This window comes from Methylococcus sp. EFPC2, assembly GCF_016925495.1.
GTDB lineage: Bacteria > Pseudomonadota > Gammaproteobacteria > Methylococcales > Methylococcaceae > EFPC2.
On sequence record NZ_CP070491.1, the window covers coordinates 3,458,283 to 3,475,095 of the forward strand.

The 16,813-nt window shown below is 61.5% G+C and carries 10 protein-coding genes; 5 read left to right on the forward strand and 5 right to left on the reverse strand.

What is annotated here, in order from left to right; all coding sequences use genetic code 11:
* Positions 1-36: 36 nt before the first annotated feature.
* The 4 genes from JWZ97_RS14890 to JWZ97_RS14905 form a co-directional block, all read right to left on the reverse strand.
* Complete coding sequence (locus JWZ97_RS14890; protein WP_205430839.1) at positions 37-4,032, reverse strand: translocation/assembly module TamB domain-containing protein; 3,996 nt, start codon at positions 4,030-4,032, stop codon at positions 37-39.
* Positions 4,032-5,828, reverse strand: coding sequence for an autotransporter assembly complex family protein (locus JWZ97_RS14895; RefSeq protein ID WP_205430848.1), 1,797 nt, complete (start codon positions 5,826-5,828; stop codon positions 4,032-4,034). The genes JWZ97_RS14890 and JWZ97_RS14895 overlap by 1 nt, the downstream gene beginning before the upstream one ends.
* Before the next feature lie 174 nt (positions 5,829-6,002).
* Positions 6,003-6,794 (reverse strand): adenosylmethionine decarboxylase, encoded by a 792-nt coding sequence (gene speD / locus JWZ97_RS14900; protein ID WP_205430850.1) that lies wholly within the window; start codon positions 6,792-6,794, stop codon positions 6,003-6,005.
* Between the two features lie 98 nt (positions 6,795-6,892).
* Positions 6,893-7,309: an OsmC family protein gene (locus JWZ97_RS14905; RefSeq protein ID WP_205430852.1), complete on the reverse strand. Its 417-nt coding sequence runs from the start codon at positions 7,307-7,309 to the stop codon at positions 6,893-6,895.
* 434 nt (positions 7,310-7,743) lie between these two features.
* Between JWZ97_RS14905 and JWZ97_RS14910 the strand changes: the two genes are divergently transcribed.
* From JWZ97_RS14910 to JWZ97_RS14925, 4 genes are all read left to right on the forward strand, one after another.
* On the forward strand, positions 7,744-9,417 hold the full coding sequence (locus JWZ97_RS14910; RefSeq protein WP_205430854.1) for a porin: 1,674 nt from the start codon (positions 7,744-7,746) through the stop codon (positions 9,415-9,417).
* An 85-nt stretch (positions 9,418-9,502) separates the two neighbouring features.
* Entirely contained in the window at positions 9,503-10,558 is a 1,056-nt protein-coding gene (locus JWZ97_RS14915; RefSeq protein ID WP_205430855.1) for a PstS family phosphate ABC transporter substrate-binding protein, read from the forward strand.
* Between the two features lie 133 nt (positions 10,559-10,691).
* Positions 10,692-12,206: a phenylacetate--CoA ligase family protein gene (locus JWZ97_RS14920; protein WP_205430856.1), complete on the forward strand. Its 1,515-nt coding sequence runs from the start codon at positions 10,692-10,694 to the stop codon at positions 12,204-12,206.
* A gap of 493 nt (positions 12,207-12,699) precedes the next feature.
* A complete protein-coding gene (locus tag JWZ97_RS14925; protein ID WP_205430857.1) occupies positions 12,700-14,808 on the forward strand; it encodes an RICIN domain-containing protein in 2,109 nt (702 codons plus the stop codon).
* A gap of 195 nt (positions 14,809-15,003) precedes the next feature.
* On the opposite strand, the gene JWZ97_RS14930 is transcribed toward JWZ97_RS14925, so the two are convergent.
* Entirely contained in the window at positions 15,004-16,092 is a 1,089-nt protein-coding gene (locus tag JWZ97_RS14930; RefSeq protein ID WP_205430858.1) for a transglutaminase family protein, read from the reverse strand.
* Between the two features lie 271 nt (positions 16,093-16,363).
* Between JWZ97_RS14930 and JWZ97_RS14935 the strand changes: the two genes are divergently transcribed.
* Positions 16,364-16,672 (forward strand): hypothetical protein, encoded by a 309-nt coding sequence (locus tag JWZ97_RS14935; protein ID WP_205430859.1) that lies wholly within the window; start codon positions 16,364-16,366, stop codon positions 16,670-16,672.
* Positions 16,673-16,813 lie beyond the last annotated feature (141 nt).

The following is a 16,813-nucleotide window of genomic DNA, read 5'->3' on the forward strand; positions in this document are numbered from 1 at the left end:
CAGTCTACATCAGTCCATTAAGCTTGCCGGAGACACTCAATATTCGTATTGATATCGTATGCCGACGCTGCCGGCCCCGCCGGCCGCGGCCGTACCGGAAGGGGAGCCTGTTCCCACCGCACCTTCCAGCTTGAGATTCTCGGTAACGTCGAGTTGGACCGTGGCCTGAGTACCGCTTCCCGACACGCCCTGTTTGCCGCCTACATAAACACCGGGAGCGAGGTAGCGGCCGGCTTCCAGGGTAGGTGCCGTACCGCCTCCTATCGACAGGCGGTCCAGGCCTAGTCCCTTGCGCACGGTGGCCAGAGGATCGCCGATGGTGGGAGTGATGCCGCTGAGCGAGGCGATGGCCGTGCCGATCTGGACCATTTCGAGCGGACTCAAGTTGGAAGTGGCCCGACTGAAAAGGAGGTGCGCCAGTATCTCGTCTTGCGGTAGGTCGGGGATGCTGCTCAAGGTGATCACAGGCTTCTTGGCCGTCCCGCCGACTGTCAGGGTGGCCGTGATGTTCTTGTCGGTGGTGCTGGACACGAAATTCAGGGAAGGGTCGGTCAGGCTGCCGCCGTCAAAACCCACCTCACCCCGGCTGAAGCTCAGCGTGCTGCCCGCCAGGCTGAACTGGCCCCGCCGCATCGTAAAGTGGCCATCTGGCACCGGCTGGTCAGTCGTGCCGCGGAGTCTGAGATTGCCCGCCAGTTCGGCGTCCAGACCCCGGCCGCGCGCGAAGATCTGGCCGGGTGCGCTTATTCGCAGATCGAGGCCAACGGCCGGCGGAGGTGGCGGCGGCGCTGGCGGTCTGGTACCCGGCAAACGAACATCCAGCACGGCGATTTGCGCCGGCATGCTTTCCGGTATGCGTATCTCCGCTTTCCGGATACGGATGTCGCCGGCAGCGGTGAGGCTGCCCCCGGCGTGCCCGCGCAAGCTCAGATTTGCGTCCAGGTTGACGTTCAAGCGGTCGCTGGCTAGCGGTTGTGCGTTGCGGGCGGTAAGACTCAGGGCTATCGGCCGTCCCGCTGCCCGTAGGTCCAGTGTCCCGTCGGCATTGATTTGTCCGGGGCCGGCACGGCCTTGAAAGCGCGTGAGGCGCAGTATTTCGCCTTCTGCGCGCAGCTCGGCGTTCATGTCGTGGATGCGCATGCCTTGGCCATAATCCTGAAACTCCCCTTTTGCGATCTGCACGATCCCGGTCGGCCGGGGTTCGTTCATCGTTCCCGTCATATCGGCATTCAGGCTCGCCTGCCCGCGCAGACGCTTTCCCTGGGCGCTCAACAGGGGATCGAGGATGCTCAGATCGAGTTCGCCTCCGGCGTGGAGTTGGAGTGCAGCCGATGGGTCGAACGGCAAGGTACCCGAGATCCGGAGATCGGCTTTGGAACCGGCCCTGAGGCGTCCTTCGAGGTTGGCCGTGCCGTCCCTCAATTCAGCGCTCGCGTTAAGGTTCGCGGGTGGCAGCACGGGGACGGAACCGTCGCGCAGGCGCCAGCCCCGGACTTCGAGATTGACCTTGCCCTCGGGTCGTCCTGGGTCCCCCGCAAGTCGCGCCTCCGCATTGAGCACGCCGTCCGCGGCAAACGCGGGCGCCAACAGTGCGGCGAGATCGGCGGGAAGATCGTGCAGTGCGAAGCTTACATCGAGCGTGGGCGAGACGCGCCCCGCCAGTTCCAGTTCCGCTTTCCGTACCCCGAGCAGCAGCCGATCGACGGTGACGGTGTCGGCAAAAGCGATACGAAACGGCGCGAGCAGGCGCAAGGTTTCGTTTTTCCAGTTCGCCTGCATGTCCGTGACGGTGGCGCGCCGGGACTGCAGGTCTAGCCGGGCGATAGCGCCCAGATTCAGCGCATCGCCCCCCACCCCGGTCATATTTCCCGTCAAGTTCAGAGCCAGCGCGTTCAAAGGGCCGGCGGCCGATACCACGGCAGATCCGGCGACGGAGCCCGCTTTCAGGCCGCTCACGGACCAGCGTCCGTCGACCGAGGGACTGCCGGCGGGGTCGGTCACTGCTAGCGTCAAATGGCTTGTGGTCACCGAGGCCGTATCTGCCCAGCCAGCGTTCCGTACGTCCATTTGCAGGATGGATCGCGGGCGACCGCCGCTCACCAAGGTTTCCAGGGTCGCATCGAGCGAACCGGACAAGGGATGGCTCAGCAAGGATCGAAAATCGTCGAGGCGGCTCATGTGGATCGCCAGTTTTCCGCTCGGAAACGCCGCTCCCCGTGCGAGAGTCAGGACGCCTTCCGCGAGGGCGCTCTTCCACTGCGCCTGATCGACGGTCACGCGTAAACCGGATTCCGCTTGCTCGGCGCGTATGGCCAGGGCCAGCGGCGAACCGGCCAGCGCTCCGCGCGCACTCAATTTGCCGGCGGGTGTATTGGGCAGACCGCGCGCTTCCAGTCGGGCAGTGAGCGGGCCTTTGGGTAGGCCGCCGGTCGCCAGTTCGCCGTTCAAGTCCGCCGTGACGTTCAGATTGTCCGCTGGTCCGTCGAGCACTCCCTCCATCTCGATGCGCCCAGCCGTCGGTGGCCCGAATACGCCGAGATCGGGCAGGGCGATCTTCCAGCGAAGGTCGCTAGCCTCTTCGGCCAGCCTCCCCTGCGCAGACAAGTTCAGCTGGGCGCCATCGAGAAGGAGGCGCGACACCGTCAGCTCCCGGCCTTTCACGCCCAAACTCAAACCGAATTTCGCCGCTTTCCCTATCAGCGCCGGCCAGGGCTCCGCGCCGCCGTTGATTGCGAGCATTCCGTCGACCTGCAGGTTGGCGGCGTCGTCTCCGGGAGCGAACCGGAAGGTCGACTCCAGGCGCCCCTGCGCATTTAGACCGGCCGCCGCAGCGATAGGCGCCAGATCCGGCAGCATGAGCGTCATCTCGCCCGCCGCTGGGTCCGCCGTGCGAGCCTCGCCCGTGAGCGTCACGAGTGGATGTTCCAGGGCAAATGAAACCGGGCGCCGGGCGTCGGCCAGGCGCGCATCGGCCCGCAAGATCACGGGCGAAGCTGCGAGCAGATCGGGCCGTGCCCCCGGCAGGCGCAACCGCTGGATCTCAGCGCGTAACGAGGCCGCTCCAGCCTCGCCTTCCAGTCTGGCGGCAAGCCGCGGCATGACTATGCCCGCGGCAGTTAGCGCTTCGATGCGCAGATCGGCTCCGAGATTCGGCCGGTCGAGAGCGCCGTGTATCTGCGCATCGAGCGCCAGGGTTTGCCAGGAGAGCTCGGGCGCGGGATGCATGGCGGGAGCCGCCGCCTTGACCGTCAGATCGGCGGTTTCCGCGTCCAGATTCACGGTTCCCCCTCCGTTGAGCGAGAGCTCCCCGGCCTGCAACGCGACTCGGGTTGCCAAAGCCGAGCGCGGACCTTCCAGCCTGGCGTCGAGCTTCACGGCTCCCAGTTCCGGCAAATCGGCGAGCGTGGACAACAAGCCATGGGTTGGCTCCTGCGCTTGCAGTAACACCCGGATACCGGCCGCATGGGCCTGCCCGCGCAGCGTGTAGCATCCTTCTCCGTCCAGATTCCGGAGGGTCAGATCGACGTCGCCCGTCAGGTTCGTGGTCAGATCCACCCTAGCCTCGGCGTTGACGGCGACGGCTTGGCCGATGACCGGTTCCGCCAGTTCCATCCGGTTGACCCTCAGATTTCCGAGTTTCAGGGTAATCGGCAGTCCGCCGGGTGAGGAAACCGATGGCTCGCCGGTCGGGGCCGGCTGGCGGGCTATGACGATGCGCCCGACTTCCAGCCGTTCGATGTCCGCCCGCCCGAGCAGCAGGCGCAGCGGCGACCAGTCCAGGCTCAGGTCTTCGATCGTCAGCCAGGTTCCCGCCGGGTCGTTCAGGGTCAGGCGGGCGAGGCGCGGCGCGTCGGGCAATCGCCCGGAGAGGCCGGACAGACTCACGCTCCCGCCGCTGAACCATGCTACCGAAGCTTCGATGGCAGCCCGGCCGGCCGGCGTGTTGGTCGTGATAAGGCCTAGCGCGAGCAAGCCAAAAATGGCCGCCGAGAAGCCCAGCGCCCATCGGATCAAGCCGTGTTTCGTGCGCATCAGAAGGCCTGCCCGAGACCGATGTACACCTCGAAAGCGTCACCGCCGGATTGCCGCTGGAGAGGCAGGGCCACATCCAGGCGTATGGGTCCTATCGAGGTGTAATAGCGGGCGCCTATGCCTACGCCGGTGCGCCAGGTACCGGAGATGAGCGGACTGTCGGCGGTGACCTGGCCCACATCGACAAAGGCCACAGCGCCGTAATCGCTCAGGATGCGCTGGCGGAACTCCACCGTCGCGGCCGCGGCCGAGGTGCCGCCCATGGGTTTTTCGTCCGGGAACAAGGGGCCTATGGACTGGAACTTGTAACCGCGGACCGTGGCGCTGCCGCCTGCGTAGTAGCGCTTTTGCGGCGGCAAGTCGGCGCGGTTCGCGCCTTCCACATCGCCGAGCCAGCCGCGGAACGCCAGAACGCTACGGCCGTCGCCCGCGAGATCCAGATAACTGGAGCCCGTCAGCTGCAGCATGACGAAGGGACTGGTGTTGATGCCTGCCAGCGGTTGTGTGGGGGTGATCGACGCCGAGGCGCGCAGACCACGTGTGGGATCGAGGAGGCTGTTGCTGCTGTCATATTTGACCGTCAAAGGCAGCCCCAGCAAGGTGTAGTCGCGGGAATCGCCCTGCTGGGTGATATGCGATTGTTCGCCCGCGAGCCCCAGGCTGTAACTCCAATGCCGTGAGAATTTCCGCTCCAGAGTCAGGTCGCCGGTGAAGGCATCCTGATCGTAGGCGTCCAGGCTTTGCTTGATGGCACCGAGATGAATGAGCAGTGACTGGTCGCGCAGGAGAAAGTCCGGTTTGGTGAACCCGGCTGCGAAGTTGTAGCCGATGCCTCTGGTGCTGTTGCCGCCGATCTGCGTGACCGCGCCGCCGAGTTCCACACGCTCGGCCTCGCCGAACAGGTTGCGGTGCCGCCAGTCCAGCGAGAGGCTGCCGCCCAGGTCGGTGGAATAGGCGACCCCGACGCTCGCCGAGCGGAGCGGGCGTTCCGTGAAATCGAAGCGGATGGGCAGATTCTGGCCGGCATCCAGCTTATCGCCGACGGAGGCGCGGACCGAGGAAAAAACACCGAGGGAGGTTAAATCTTTGCGCGCCTGCTCTATCGCCGCCGGATCGAAACGCTGCCCTTCCTGTATGAGCAGCCGGCGCGCCACATAGGCTTCCTTCATGTGCCCCAGCCCCTTCAGTTCCACCGGCCCCAAATCCGCGCGCTGGCCCGTGTCCACCCGGTAGGTCACGTCGAGTACCCGTTCATCGGCATGAAGTACCACATCCGGACTTTCCACCCTGGCCAGGGCGTAACCCTCGTTCCGCAGCGCATCGAGCAGACGTTCGCGCCCGGCCAGCACTCGGCTCGCGACCGCCTCGGCGCCAGAGGCCAGGTCGAGCGGGTTGGCCACCTGCGCGGGCCAGTTACCCTCGATGTCCACCTTGCGCAGATGAAACAGCGGCCCTAGATCGATCGCAACGCTTACTTCCACTGGTGTATCGGCCGGCACCCGTTCGATGAAATCGGGCAGATCCGGATCGTCCAGGCTTCTTCCGGCTATCTGTACGGCCACCTGGCCCTGGTAATAGCCAAAGCTGCGCAATGCGGTGCCGAATCGCTCGGTGTCCTCGCGGGCGCGGGCCACAAGGGCAAACGGGCCGGCGGGAGCCTGCTCGCGCAGGCTCAGCAAGAGGGAAGACTCGGCCAGCGCACGGTCAAGATCGGCATTCCCGCTGTTTGCCAGCTTGACGCTATAGGGCTGCGGATCGGCGGCGCGAGTCGCTTGCGGGGGCGCGAGCCACAGCACTGCGGCAAATGCGGCAGTCGTTAGACATCGTCGGAACCCACCGGTATCCATGTCCTCGACCTCAGCGTGTTTCGTTCGGTTCCTGACGATCGCGCAACCATCAGGGGTAAATAAAAACGCCGCCAAGGATAATCCCAAGGCGGCGTCGTTATCTACGACTCGGTGGCGCGGGCTTCAGCGTCTCAGCTTGTAATTGCGGCCGTAGAAGATTTCCGCCATTTCCTGCTTCAGCCGCTTCTGTATGGCTACGCGTTCATCGGTGTCGAGGGCGTCCTTGTCGGTCTCGAACAGATAGTTATCGAGGTTGAAATCCTTCAGGATCATCTTGGTGTGAAAGATTTTTTCCTGATAGACGTTCACGTCGATCATCTGGTAGCGGTCGGCCGTCAAGTCGGAGATGTAGTTTTGGATCGAGGTGATCTCGTGGTCGATGTAATGCTTCTGCCCGCTGATGTCGCGGGTGAAGCCGCGCACCCGGTAGTCCAGGATCACGATGTCGGACTCGAAGCTATGTATGAGATAGTTCAAGGCTTTCAGCGGCGAGATGCGGCCGCAGGTGGACACGTCGATGTCGGCCCGGAAGGTGCTGATGCCGCCGTAGGGCGAGCTTTCCGGATAGGTGTGCACCGTGATGTGGCTCTTGTTCAGATGGGCGACCACCGACTCGGGCCCCGGCGCCTCGACGTTGCTGACGCTGCCGGGCAAATCGTGACCTTCGGAAATCAGCATGGTCACGCTGGCACCCTGCGGCTCGTAATCCTGGCGGGCGATGTTGAGGATTTCCGCGCCGATGATGGCGTTCACATCGGTCAGTATCTGGGTCAGTCGCTTCGCGTTGTACATCTCGTCGATGTACTCGATGTATTTACGCTGTTGCTGCTCCGACTTGGCGTAGCAGATGTCGTAAATATTGAAACTGAGCGATTTGGTTAAATTGTTGAAACCGTGTAACTGAAGCTTATCCATCTAAGTAGCGATACCCTGATGAGCCGAGGTCGCCCCGATCCGCGCGATGCGGCAGCGGGGACGCCCTTGTTGATTGAAGCGATGGCCGAAAAAGCCGCTCAAGCCTCCACGATTTCATAATCGTGGGTAATCTCGGCCGTCTTGCCGAGCATGATGGACGCCGAGCAGTATTTTTCCGCCGACAAATCCACGGCGCGTTTGACCGCCGCATCGGTCAAACCCTTGCCGGTTACCACATAACGAATGGCGATGCGGGTGAACACCTTGGGATCGGTTTCCGCCCGCTCCGCTTCTAGTTGCAACTCGCAGCCCCGCACGTCATGCCGACCCTTGCGCAGGATGTGCACGACGTCGAAAGCCGTGCAGCCGCCCATACCCAGCAGCAGCATTTCCATCGGTCGCACGCCCAGATTCTCGCCGCCGCTTTCCGGCGGTCCATCCATGATGACCGTATGGCCGCTGCCCGACTCGCCCAGAAACTTGACATTTTCTACCCATAAAACCCGCGCTTTCATGAGCCTGTCGGACCCCCGAGAAAAAATGGCGCACAGCTTAACACACTTTGTCGAGTGTCCAATGACCGCGGCAGACACGCGAGCCCGGGAAATCGTTTCTGGGGCTGGCCGTCCGGTGGGCCGAAGCGCGCCATCGCGGATTTATTCCACAGTAAGAGAGGATAAGGCTGTGGATAAGTTTGTGGGGATTGCCGCAAGCCCTTAACTAACGGGCTCTGGCAGGAACTGGATGAATTTTGGCCAAGCTCGTGTTCCGGTCGATTCCAGACCGCCATGCGCGGGCACGGTGCCACCGGTGACTGTCATCAAACTGTCACATTTCTGTAACAAATCTGTCATCACCGCCCCCTATCGTATGCGGCGTTTCACGGCCTGTTGCGCGAGTGCCACATCTGTGAACTGCCAAACGACATGCCTTAATTCCTGCGGGGTAGATGATGAAAACCAATATGCTGAACGTCGCTATCGCGGCGGCACTGATGGGTACCGCCATTTCGGCGGACGCCCTCGAACTCTTTGTGGATACCAAGACCGGTCAGGTCTACACCACGCCCGGCAAGGGCCGCACCCGTCTGGGCGAGTTCCAGAAAGTGGACGAAACGGCCCCGAAGGCTACGGCCGGCGAGGTCAAGGAACTGGAATCCAGTCTGGACAAGAAGAAGGCCGAGCTGGAAGCCATCGAATCGCGCTTGGATAAGAAGAAGGCGTCCTTCCAGGCAACCGAGCAAAAGCTCGACCGGGCACAGGTCGCGGAGAAGGCTTCCAAGGATGCCGGTCACGTCAAGCTGGGCGAAAACGGCCTGGAATTCGAATCCAACGACGGCAACTTCAAGGCCAAGATCGGCGGCCGCATCCAGGTGGACAGCCAGGTCAACTTTAACGACGACAAAGGACCCTACGGCACCGATCTCGCCAACAACGTCGGTTTCCGCCGCGCCCGTATTTACACCGAGGGCACGCTATTCAAGGACTACGAATACAAGTTCGAATACGACTGGGCCCGCAACGGCGGCGGCACCCAGGGCATCACGGAGGCCTTCATCAAATATGTCGCCTTCAAGCCCTTCGCCATCACCGTGGGTCAGCAGAACGAAGGCAAGGGCATGGAAGCGGTGGGCAGCGCCAACAATCTGACCTTCACCGAGCGCGGCCTGCCCACCAACGCCCTGATCGAAGCCGGTCCGGCCAGCAAATACCAACTGGGCATCACGGCGGAAACCTTCGCCAAGCTGTTCGACCAGGCGCCTTATACCCTGCGCGGCGGCATTACCACGGAATCCATCGGCGCGCCGGCTCCGGGCAACAGCTCCCTCAACAGTCAGGGCGGCGTCAACCGCAACGGCTTCAGCGGCGATATCGGTTACCAGTTGGTCGGCCGCGCGACGATCGCGCCCTACAAGGACAAGGAAGGCAACCTGATCCACACCGGTGCCTGGGGTTCGTGGCGCTCCCTCAACAACAACTACAACAAAGACGGCAGCTTGCGCTCCGGCGGCTGGCAGTTCCAGTCTCAGCCGGATACCAACATGGATCGTACGGCCTGGATCAATACGGGTAATTTGACCAACGGAACCAAGGGAGCCGCAAACTGGCATGAGGTCGACGACATCTCCATGTTCGGCGCCGAACTGGCGGGTGCCTACGGTCCTGCCCACCTGACGGCCGAGTATATGAGGGCGGAGGTTTCCGGCCGCGGCTATTCCAGCGATGTCCTGGAAGGCTTTTACACCACGGCCGGTTATTTCCTGACCGGCGAGACTCGTCCGTATGACGAAAAGAGAGGCTCCTGGGGTCGCGTGATACCCAAGAGCAACTTCATAGGCGGCAGCGGCTGGGGTGCCTGGGAAGTCGCCGCCCGTTACGACGTGATGGACATGAACACCAAAAACATTCACGGCGGCAGCCTGAGCGCGGGCACCCTGGGTGTGAACTGGTATCTCACGCCCCGTGTCCGCCTGATGACCAACTGGGTGCATGTGTTCAACACCAGCACGGCCAGCGCGGGGGCTTGCAGCAACAACGGCGCAGCCGGCAAGAATGCCAGCCTGGGCTGCTACAACGGTTTGAGCCCGGACGTCTGGGAAACCGCCGTACGCGTCGACTACTAAGTTGTCCACCCGGTGGGGTTCGCCCACCGGGTTTTCGTTCGATCGATTTCCGAAGCGAATACTCCCTTTTTTCTAAGGTACTCACATGGCCAGCAAAAAATTATCCTATGCCGCCGTCGCGGCGGGTTTGATCCTGAGCTCATCCGCCTGGGCCGAAAGCCGCGACTACGTCAGCGTCGTCGGTTCCTCCACCGTCTATCCCTTCTCCACCGTGGTGGCCGAGCAGCTCGGCAAGAGCGGTTCCGGCAAGACGCCCAAGGTCGAATCGACCGGTACGGGCGGCGGCATCAAGCTGTTCTGCGGCGGTGTCGGCGCGCAATTCCCGGATATTGCCAATGCGTCCCGGGCGATCAAGAAATCCGAAATCGAGGCCTGCGAAAAGGCGGGCGTCAAGGAAATCGTCGAAGTTAAAATAGGTTTCGACGGCATCGTTCTGGCGCAGGCCAAGAAGGCCAAGAAAATCGACGTGAGCCGGCAGGAACTGTTCCTCGCCCTGGCGAAGCGCGTGCCGGATCCGGCCTACCCCGATAACGGCACCCTGGTCGACAATCCCTATAAGACCTGGAACGAGATCAACCCCAAGCTGCCCAAGGAAAAGATCGAAGTGCTGGGACCGCCGCCGACTTCCGGCACGCGTGACGCCTTCGCCGAGCTGGTCCTGGAGCACGGCTGCCAGAGCTTCCCCTGGCTGAAGGCCAAGAAGGATAGCGACGAGGCCTTGTACAAGAATGTGTGCATGACCGTGCGCGAAGACGGCGCCTATGTCGAAGCCGGCGAAAACGACAACCTGATCGTGCAGAAGCTGCAGATCAACCCGCATGCGCTGGGCATCTTCGGCTACAGCTACCTGGAACAAAACGAAGACAAGGTCGCAGCCGCCTCGGTCGACGGCGTGGCACCCACTTACGAAAACATCGCTTCCGGCAAATACCCCGTATCGCGCCCGCTTTATTTCTACGTCAAGAAGGCCCATGTCGGCCAGATCCCGGGCATCGAGGCCTATATCGCCGAATTCACCAGCGAAAAGGCCTGGGGACCGGAAGGCTATCTATCTGAGAAGGGCCTGATTGCGCTTCCGGATGACGAGCGCAAGAAGGTGGCCGCGGACGCCAAGAGCCTCAAGCTTCTCGGCAAGAAATAGTTGGATCTCCCTCTCGTTAGTGTTTTGCCCCGCCGCTCGGCGGGGTTTTTTTTGCCTGTCTCCAAACGACAACCGGCCGCTGAATCGGGTATCGTTTCTTCCGTCAGTCTCCCCGCAAGTCTTGAGAGCCGCCATGAACCCCGACCGCCCGCGCCGCGTCCTGGAAAACCTCTCCCGTTTTCTGCTCACCGATTTCGACGAACTGATGGCGGAGCGCCTCGCGGCCGACCCTCGCGATAGACTGCTGGCCTTGTTCAGACGGGTCGTGGAACAGGTCCCGGCCTACCGGCGCTTACTGCTGGAAAGAAGCGTGAACCCGGATGCGGTGGCCGATTTCGCCGCCTACGAACGCTTGCCCCTGACTACCAAGCCCGATTACATGCAGGCATTCGACTTGCCGGAACGCTGCGCGGGCGGGGAGTTGACCGCCTGCGAAAAGCTCGCGGTGTCTTCGGGGTCGACTGGCACGCCCACCTTCTGGCCGCGCGCCTCGACCCACGAATTGGATGTCGCCTTGCGCTTCGAGCAGGTATTCCGTCACAGCTTTCGCGCCCACGAGCGCAAGACGCTCGCCGTCGTCTGTTTTCCGCTCGGCAACTGGGTCGGCGGCGTGTATACCGCCTCCTGCTGCTGGCTACTGGCGCAGAAAGGTTATCCGGTCACGGTGGCGACGCCGGGCAACAAAGCGGACGAGATCATCCGGGTGGTCCGCGAACTGGGACCTTATTTCGAGCAGACCGTGCTGCTGGGTTATCCGCCCTTCGTCAAGGACGTGCTCGATACCGGCCGTTCCCAGGGCATGGACTGGTCGTCCTACCGGATCAAGTTCGTGTTCGCGGGCGAGGTGTTCAGCGAGGAATGGCGCGAGCTCATGGGCGAGCGGGTCGGCTCGACCGATCCTTGCCGTGATAGCGCTTCGCTCTACGGCACGGCCGACGGCGGCGTGCTGGGCAACGAAACGCCGCTGAGCATCGCCATCCGCCGTTTCCTCGCGCAAACCCCTGATGCGGCTCGGGCGCTGTTCGGCGAATCCCGGTTGCCGACGCTGGTGCAATACGATCCCTCAAGCCGCTATTTCGAGGTAGTGGACGATACCCTGGTGGTGAGCGGCGACAACGGCGTGCCCTTGATCCGCTACCACATCGCCGACCGTGGTGGGGTGATCAGCCATGACGATCTGCGGGCATTCCTGGAATCCTGGGGCGTGGACAGCCTGGAGGCCTGGGGTTTGCCCGACGCAGAAGCGACCCTGCCGCTGCCTTTCGTCTGGGTGTTCGGCCGGGCCGATTTCACCGTGTCCTATTACGGCGCCAACATTTATCCGGAAAACGTGACCGTGGGACTGGAGCGAGCGGAGTTTCGCCCCTGGGTCAGCGGCAAATTCGTCATGGAAACCCGCCACGACGCCAGCGAGAACGAGTTTCTTCGCATCACGGTGGAGCTGCTGCCAGACATACAGGCCGACGAGGAAAAGGCGTTCCTGCTGGCGCATTCCATACAACGGGAACTGCTCCGGCTGAACAGCGAATTCGCCAACTACGTCCCGACCGAAAAGCAAACGCCGAGCATAGCCTTGCGCGCGTTCGGCGATACCGAATATTTCCCCATCGGCGTCAAGCACCGCTATACGCGGAAGGGTGCCGTCTGAAAGATATTCGCGGCCGGCCCTCGATCCCGCGAAGTTAGGGGACAGAACTGCAGGATAATGAGGGCTTATCTTTTGCTCTATCTTTCACAGTGCCCTGATAGGCAATAAGCACGACCTGACCCTATATCCCTTCTGGCCTCGAAATAGCCACCCCGCCAACCTCAAGCCGCACATCCAAAGACGCCGACAATGCTCGTCGCGTCCAGTTCCGCTCGAAGTCCGGCACGCCAAGATATGCCCCCCAAAGATCCTGACGATAGTTCGCTTACTTACGGAATAACGTAAATAGCTGACGAGCAGGCCCGTATGCTCTGGACAGACAAACTTTGCAAAAGCGCCTAAAAAACCAATTGAATCAATAATATAGCCTGTTAATGGCTGATTGTGCGATGGATTGGCACTCGTTTTGTCCCTTACAGCCCGAAGCGATGCTGCAACAAAAGCAAGCTCAAGGCGCTGTGCCTGCACAATCACCCTACATCGAGGACTCATTATGAAAACAATGAAAGCTTTAGCTCAGAGCAAGAGCAAACTGAATACGCTCAAAGCCGGTTTACTGATGATCCCTTGCCTGCAAGCCGGGCTACTGGGATATTCCGGGTACGCCGGCGCCGCACAGGTTCCGGCGCCAATCGACATCCAGAATGTTGGCCTTGAGAATCAAGCCCTAAACGTTTACGACAACCAGTCCCTTCCCGACTACACGCCAACGGCGTTTGCCGTTGAACTTCAGCAAAGTGGCTATTCGAAGCTGGCGGGCAATCTACAAAAGCAGAATACCCCGGACGCAACGGCCTGGAACGTCGTCTACGTCAATGTCGCTCAATGGCGGAAAGCGGATGCCCCTGCACTCAGGAAAGCATACGAAGCCGGCGCGGTACTGCTACTGGATGCAACGGAATCCACGTCCAAAAAGATGTCGGCCGCGTCCACCGCGATTGGCGGACTCGGGCTGGAAACCCCCGTCTTAGTCATGCGCTATGACCATGGCAAGCCGGATTACCGGAATATCGCCCTCGACCTGAACACGCCCGACGCTAAAGCCAACCAGACGGGTAGCGCGAATTACTCGGAGCTGTTGACGAGAGCAGCCAATCGCTCCAGCCTGACGGGCCCCGTCAGTGCAATCCTGGATACTCACTTCTCCGTCGGAAAAGACGCGGACGAGACACGCGCAGCCCAGATCCAGGCCCAAGCACAGGCGGCAACGCCCTACGCACCGATCTATACCTACTACATTACGACCACCACAGCCTTCGATTGTCCTTTGTATGAGGGCGTTAAGCTTAAAGCCGACGGCAGTTGGAATTGGAAAGGATCCAAGATTAACCGGTGCTACAACGGATATTCGGAACTGGTCTGGACGGTGGATTTAATGCGTTCGGTGCCGGCCGTGGCGGCCGACGGCAGCAGCGCCATCGATGCCAAATATGTGAGGATATCCATCCTCAACAACGCGGGGGGGTCCGGGATACATCTCGCGAACTGGCTCGCCCACTATTACACGTGGAAGCAGAGCAATGCCCAATGGGACGATTACATCGGCCCCTTCGCCAACAAATACCGCTTCAGCGTCTCCCCGACGAACTATTCCGACCTCACGCTGATAACGCATTCGCCTGCACAAACCAACCCGCAAGTCACGGTGGAAGTTACCGACTCCATCACGATTGGGGTGGGGGCCAGTGCTGGCGCCGAAATGGACGGCAGCGGCCCGAAAGCAGGCACAGAGGTAAGTGCCTCCTTCGCCATGACAACTTCCCGCACCACGACAATGGCCGGCAGCGAATACATGGTCAGGAACAACACCGGGGCTACACCCGGCAAAGCGGAATGGGTATGGGATCGCAACTACGACACCTCGCTCTGCGACTGGGCCAGCCATCACGGCACCGGTTCGCAATGTTGGTTTCCGGCGCCGGTCTGGGATAGCAGCCACATCATGAACGCTGCCATGTTCACACCCATCGCCTACAGCAACTTTACACCGGCATTTTCCGTGCTGTACAAGACTCAAGACGTTAACTTCACCGGAAACAGAAATTTCCAAATCAGCGCGGGTGTGGATATTCGCGGAATCGCCGGTAGCGCGAGATATGGCGCCCTCTGGCAAACCAGGGCTGTGGACGGCTACAACCAGGTTTCGCGCACCTTGACGAATCAAACGATCGCCGTTGATTTCTCGAGGCCGGTCTATTACCCGGAAGTCAACGTGATTCTGCAATCCCTCAATGAATCCAACTCGTGCATAGGGGTCTACAACGCCAATACCGCCGATGGCGCCGACGTGATTAAATCGGCCTGCACTTCCGGGAAAAGCCAGTTCTGGGGCCTGAACTCCAGTGAACAGTATGTGTCGCGGGTCTATCCCGACCGCTGCCTGACCGTAAAAAATCCCACCGCCCTCATAGTATCCACGTGCCAGACGACCGACCTCGGTACCAAATGGTACTGGAACGGCAACACCTTGATGAGCCGGTATGTGGACGCCCAGGGCCATCGCGACTATCGGCTCGCCATCGTTAACGGGGATCTCCAGCTGATTCGGGAGGACCAGTTGGGCAGCACGGACTGGAACAACTATATGGTCAATCCCAACTAGCTTCGATCCCGAGCCCGTCCTCATCTTTGGGCGGTTCCAGGGCGGCGCCTTCGGTGCCGCCTTTTCGTTGCAATGGACGGTGTGGAGGATTTCGACGGTATTGCCGTCCCAACCGACCTCGCGGTATAGAAGCAAAGGGGTCAGGTCTTGCTTTTTGCCTTAGCTTGCCACTGCCCGGCCCTAGCCGGGCGAACCTCAGACGATTTCCACCGACTTGATCGAATAATGGAAATTTTCCGGATCGAGGCAGTCCTTCAGACCATCGGCTGTCGCGGCTTGCGGGTACATGAGGAAGCCCACCCTCTGGCCTTCCTTGCCGGGCAGGCGGACATCGCTCGCGTAGTTGTACGGTAGCCAGTTCATCTCCCAGGCGCCGAACAGCTTGCCGCGCGCTTGTATGACCTTTGCATCGTCCAGAGGCAAAGGCTGGCCGGGTGAGTTTTCCTCCAGCACGACCTTACGCACGTCCGCCGGGTCGACGGGAATCCAGCCGTGCGCGGCCAGGTACACTTCGGCCCGGCAATGCTGGGCACCGGTGATATCGTCGGCGCGGCCCAGACTCTTGAACTCCGCCGATTTCGCCACCCGTATGCCATAGACCTCGCGTGCCGGCAGGCCGGCCGCACGGGCGAGGCCGACATAGAGCGCGTTGAGGTCCGCACACTTGCCGCCCAGATAACCGGTTTCCAGCATCGTCGTGATGTCTCCGGTGCCGCAGCCCTTCACCTTGGGATCGCGGAAGGTGTTTTCGACGATCCATTCGTAAATCGCCCGAGCCTTGTCCAGATCGGTCCTGCAACCGGACACGATGCGTTCCGCGGTGCTCGCGACGATGCCGTCGGTCCGAACTAAGCGAGACGGCCGGCGGAAATGCGCCAGCACGGCCCGGTCTTCGGCCGGACCCACCCGGTGCTTGACCCCAAGGTCGACCCGTCTGTCCCGGGCGGTGAATTGGCTCCTAACCTCCAGCCACGGCACGGTGCCGGGGTCCCACTCGACTCGCAACATCCGGGTGCCGTAGGTGTCGTAGTCCACCGCGAGCGCCGAGCGATAGTTCCCCTGCCAGCGGTCTACCCCGCGCCGGTAATAATCGGTCGCGCGATACAGCGGCAACGGAAGCCAGGCCCGGATCCGCCCGCTCGGGTTCCTGATCTCTATCCGGTTGCGGACTTCGAAAGCGCGCCATTTCGCGCCCGCGGCACAGGCCACTTTTCCGCAAAGCGGCGGCAGCGCGAGCCCTCCCGCAAGCAGCAGGCCATTTTTGAGCAAGGATCGACGATTCATGGTGCTCTCCTCCCGGCTTAGCGTCGCCGCACACGCGGGCGGGCCGGATTATCACCGTCCACGAAGCGTCACGCCAGCGCGACCGTGCCGGCGGAACGGCTAGGCGGGATTCGGGCGGTCGATCAAAGATCCGACTCAATTTACTCCGGGTGCCCCCGGCTCGTTTCAGATTCCCGGCAACCTGGTCGGCGATTCTTATGCGTCGAACTATGCCGGCGTGCAAAGTCTCTGGATCGATTTTCGCAGGCCCAGCACCGTCGAGTCGATCGACGTGGCCTGGATCGCTCCCAACTATTGGTACAACGCCAACAGCGTTCAGATATTCGGCTATGACGACCATGATCATCTGGTCGGAGAGACGACGCCGGTGACGCTGAGCAAAAACTTTGAGACCACGGGGGCGCTGATGTTCGGCGTCCGTTATCTGGAAATTCGCGCCGATCGGCAGTTTGGCTGGTTCGGCGTGGACAATCTGATCGTCCATACGCCCCCAGCCACTGTGCCGGTACCGGGCGCTTTCTGGCTGATGGCTACTGCTGCGACCGGCTTGGCTTGCTCGAAAAAACGCAAACCGGCTTAGCAGGACGGTGAATTACTCCAAGCCCTGGCCGGGCGCTGGCTTGAGCGCTCGGCCAGGGCAAAGTAAGCAATCTTCGATGCGATGGCGCACCGGCTAAGACATGCCCGTATCTTGAGCATTTCGGCACCGTTTTATCGGAAC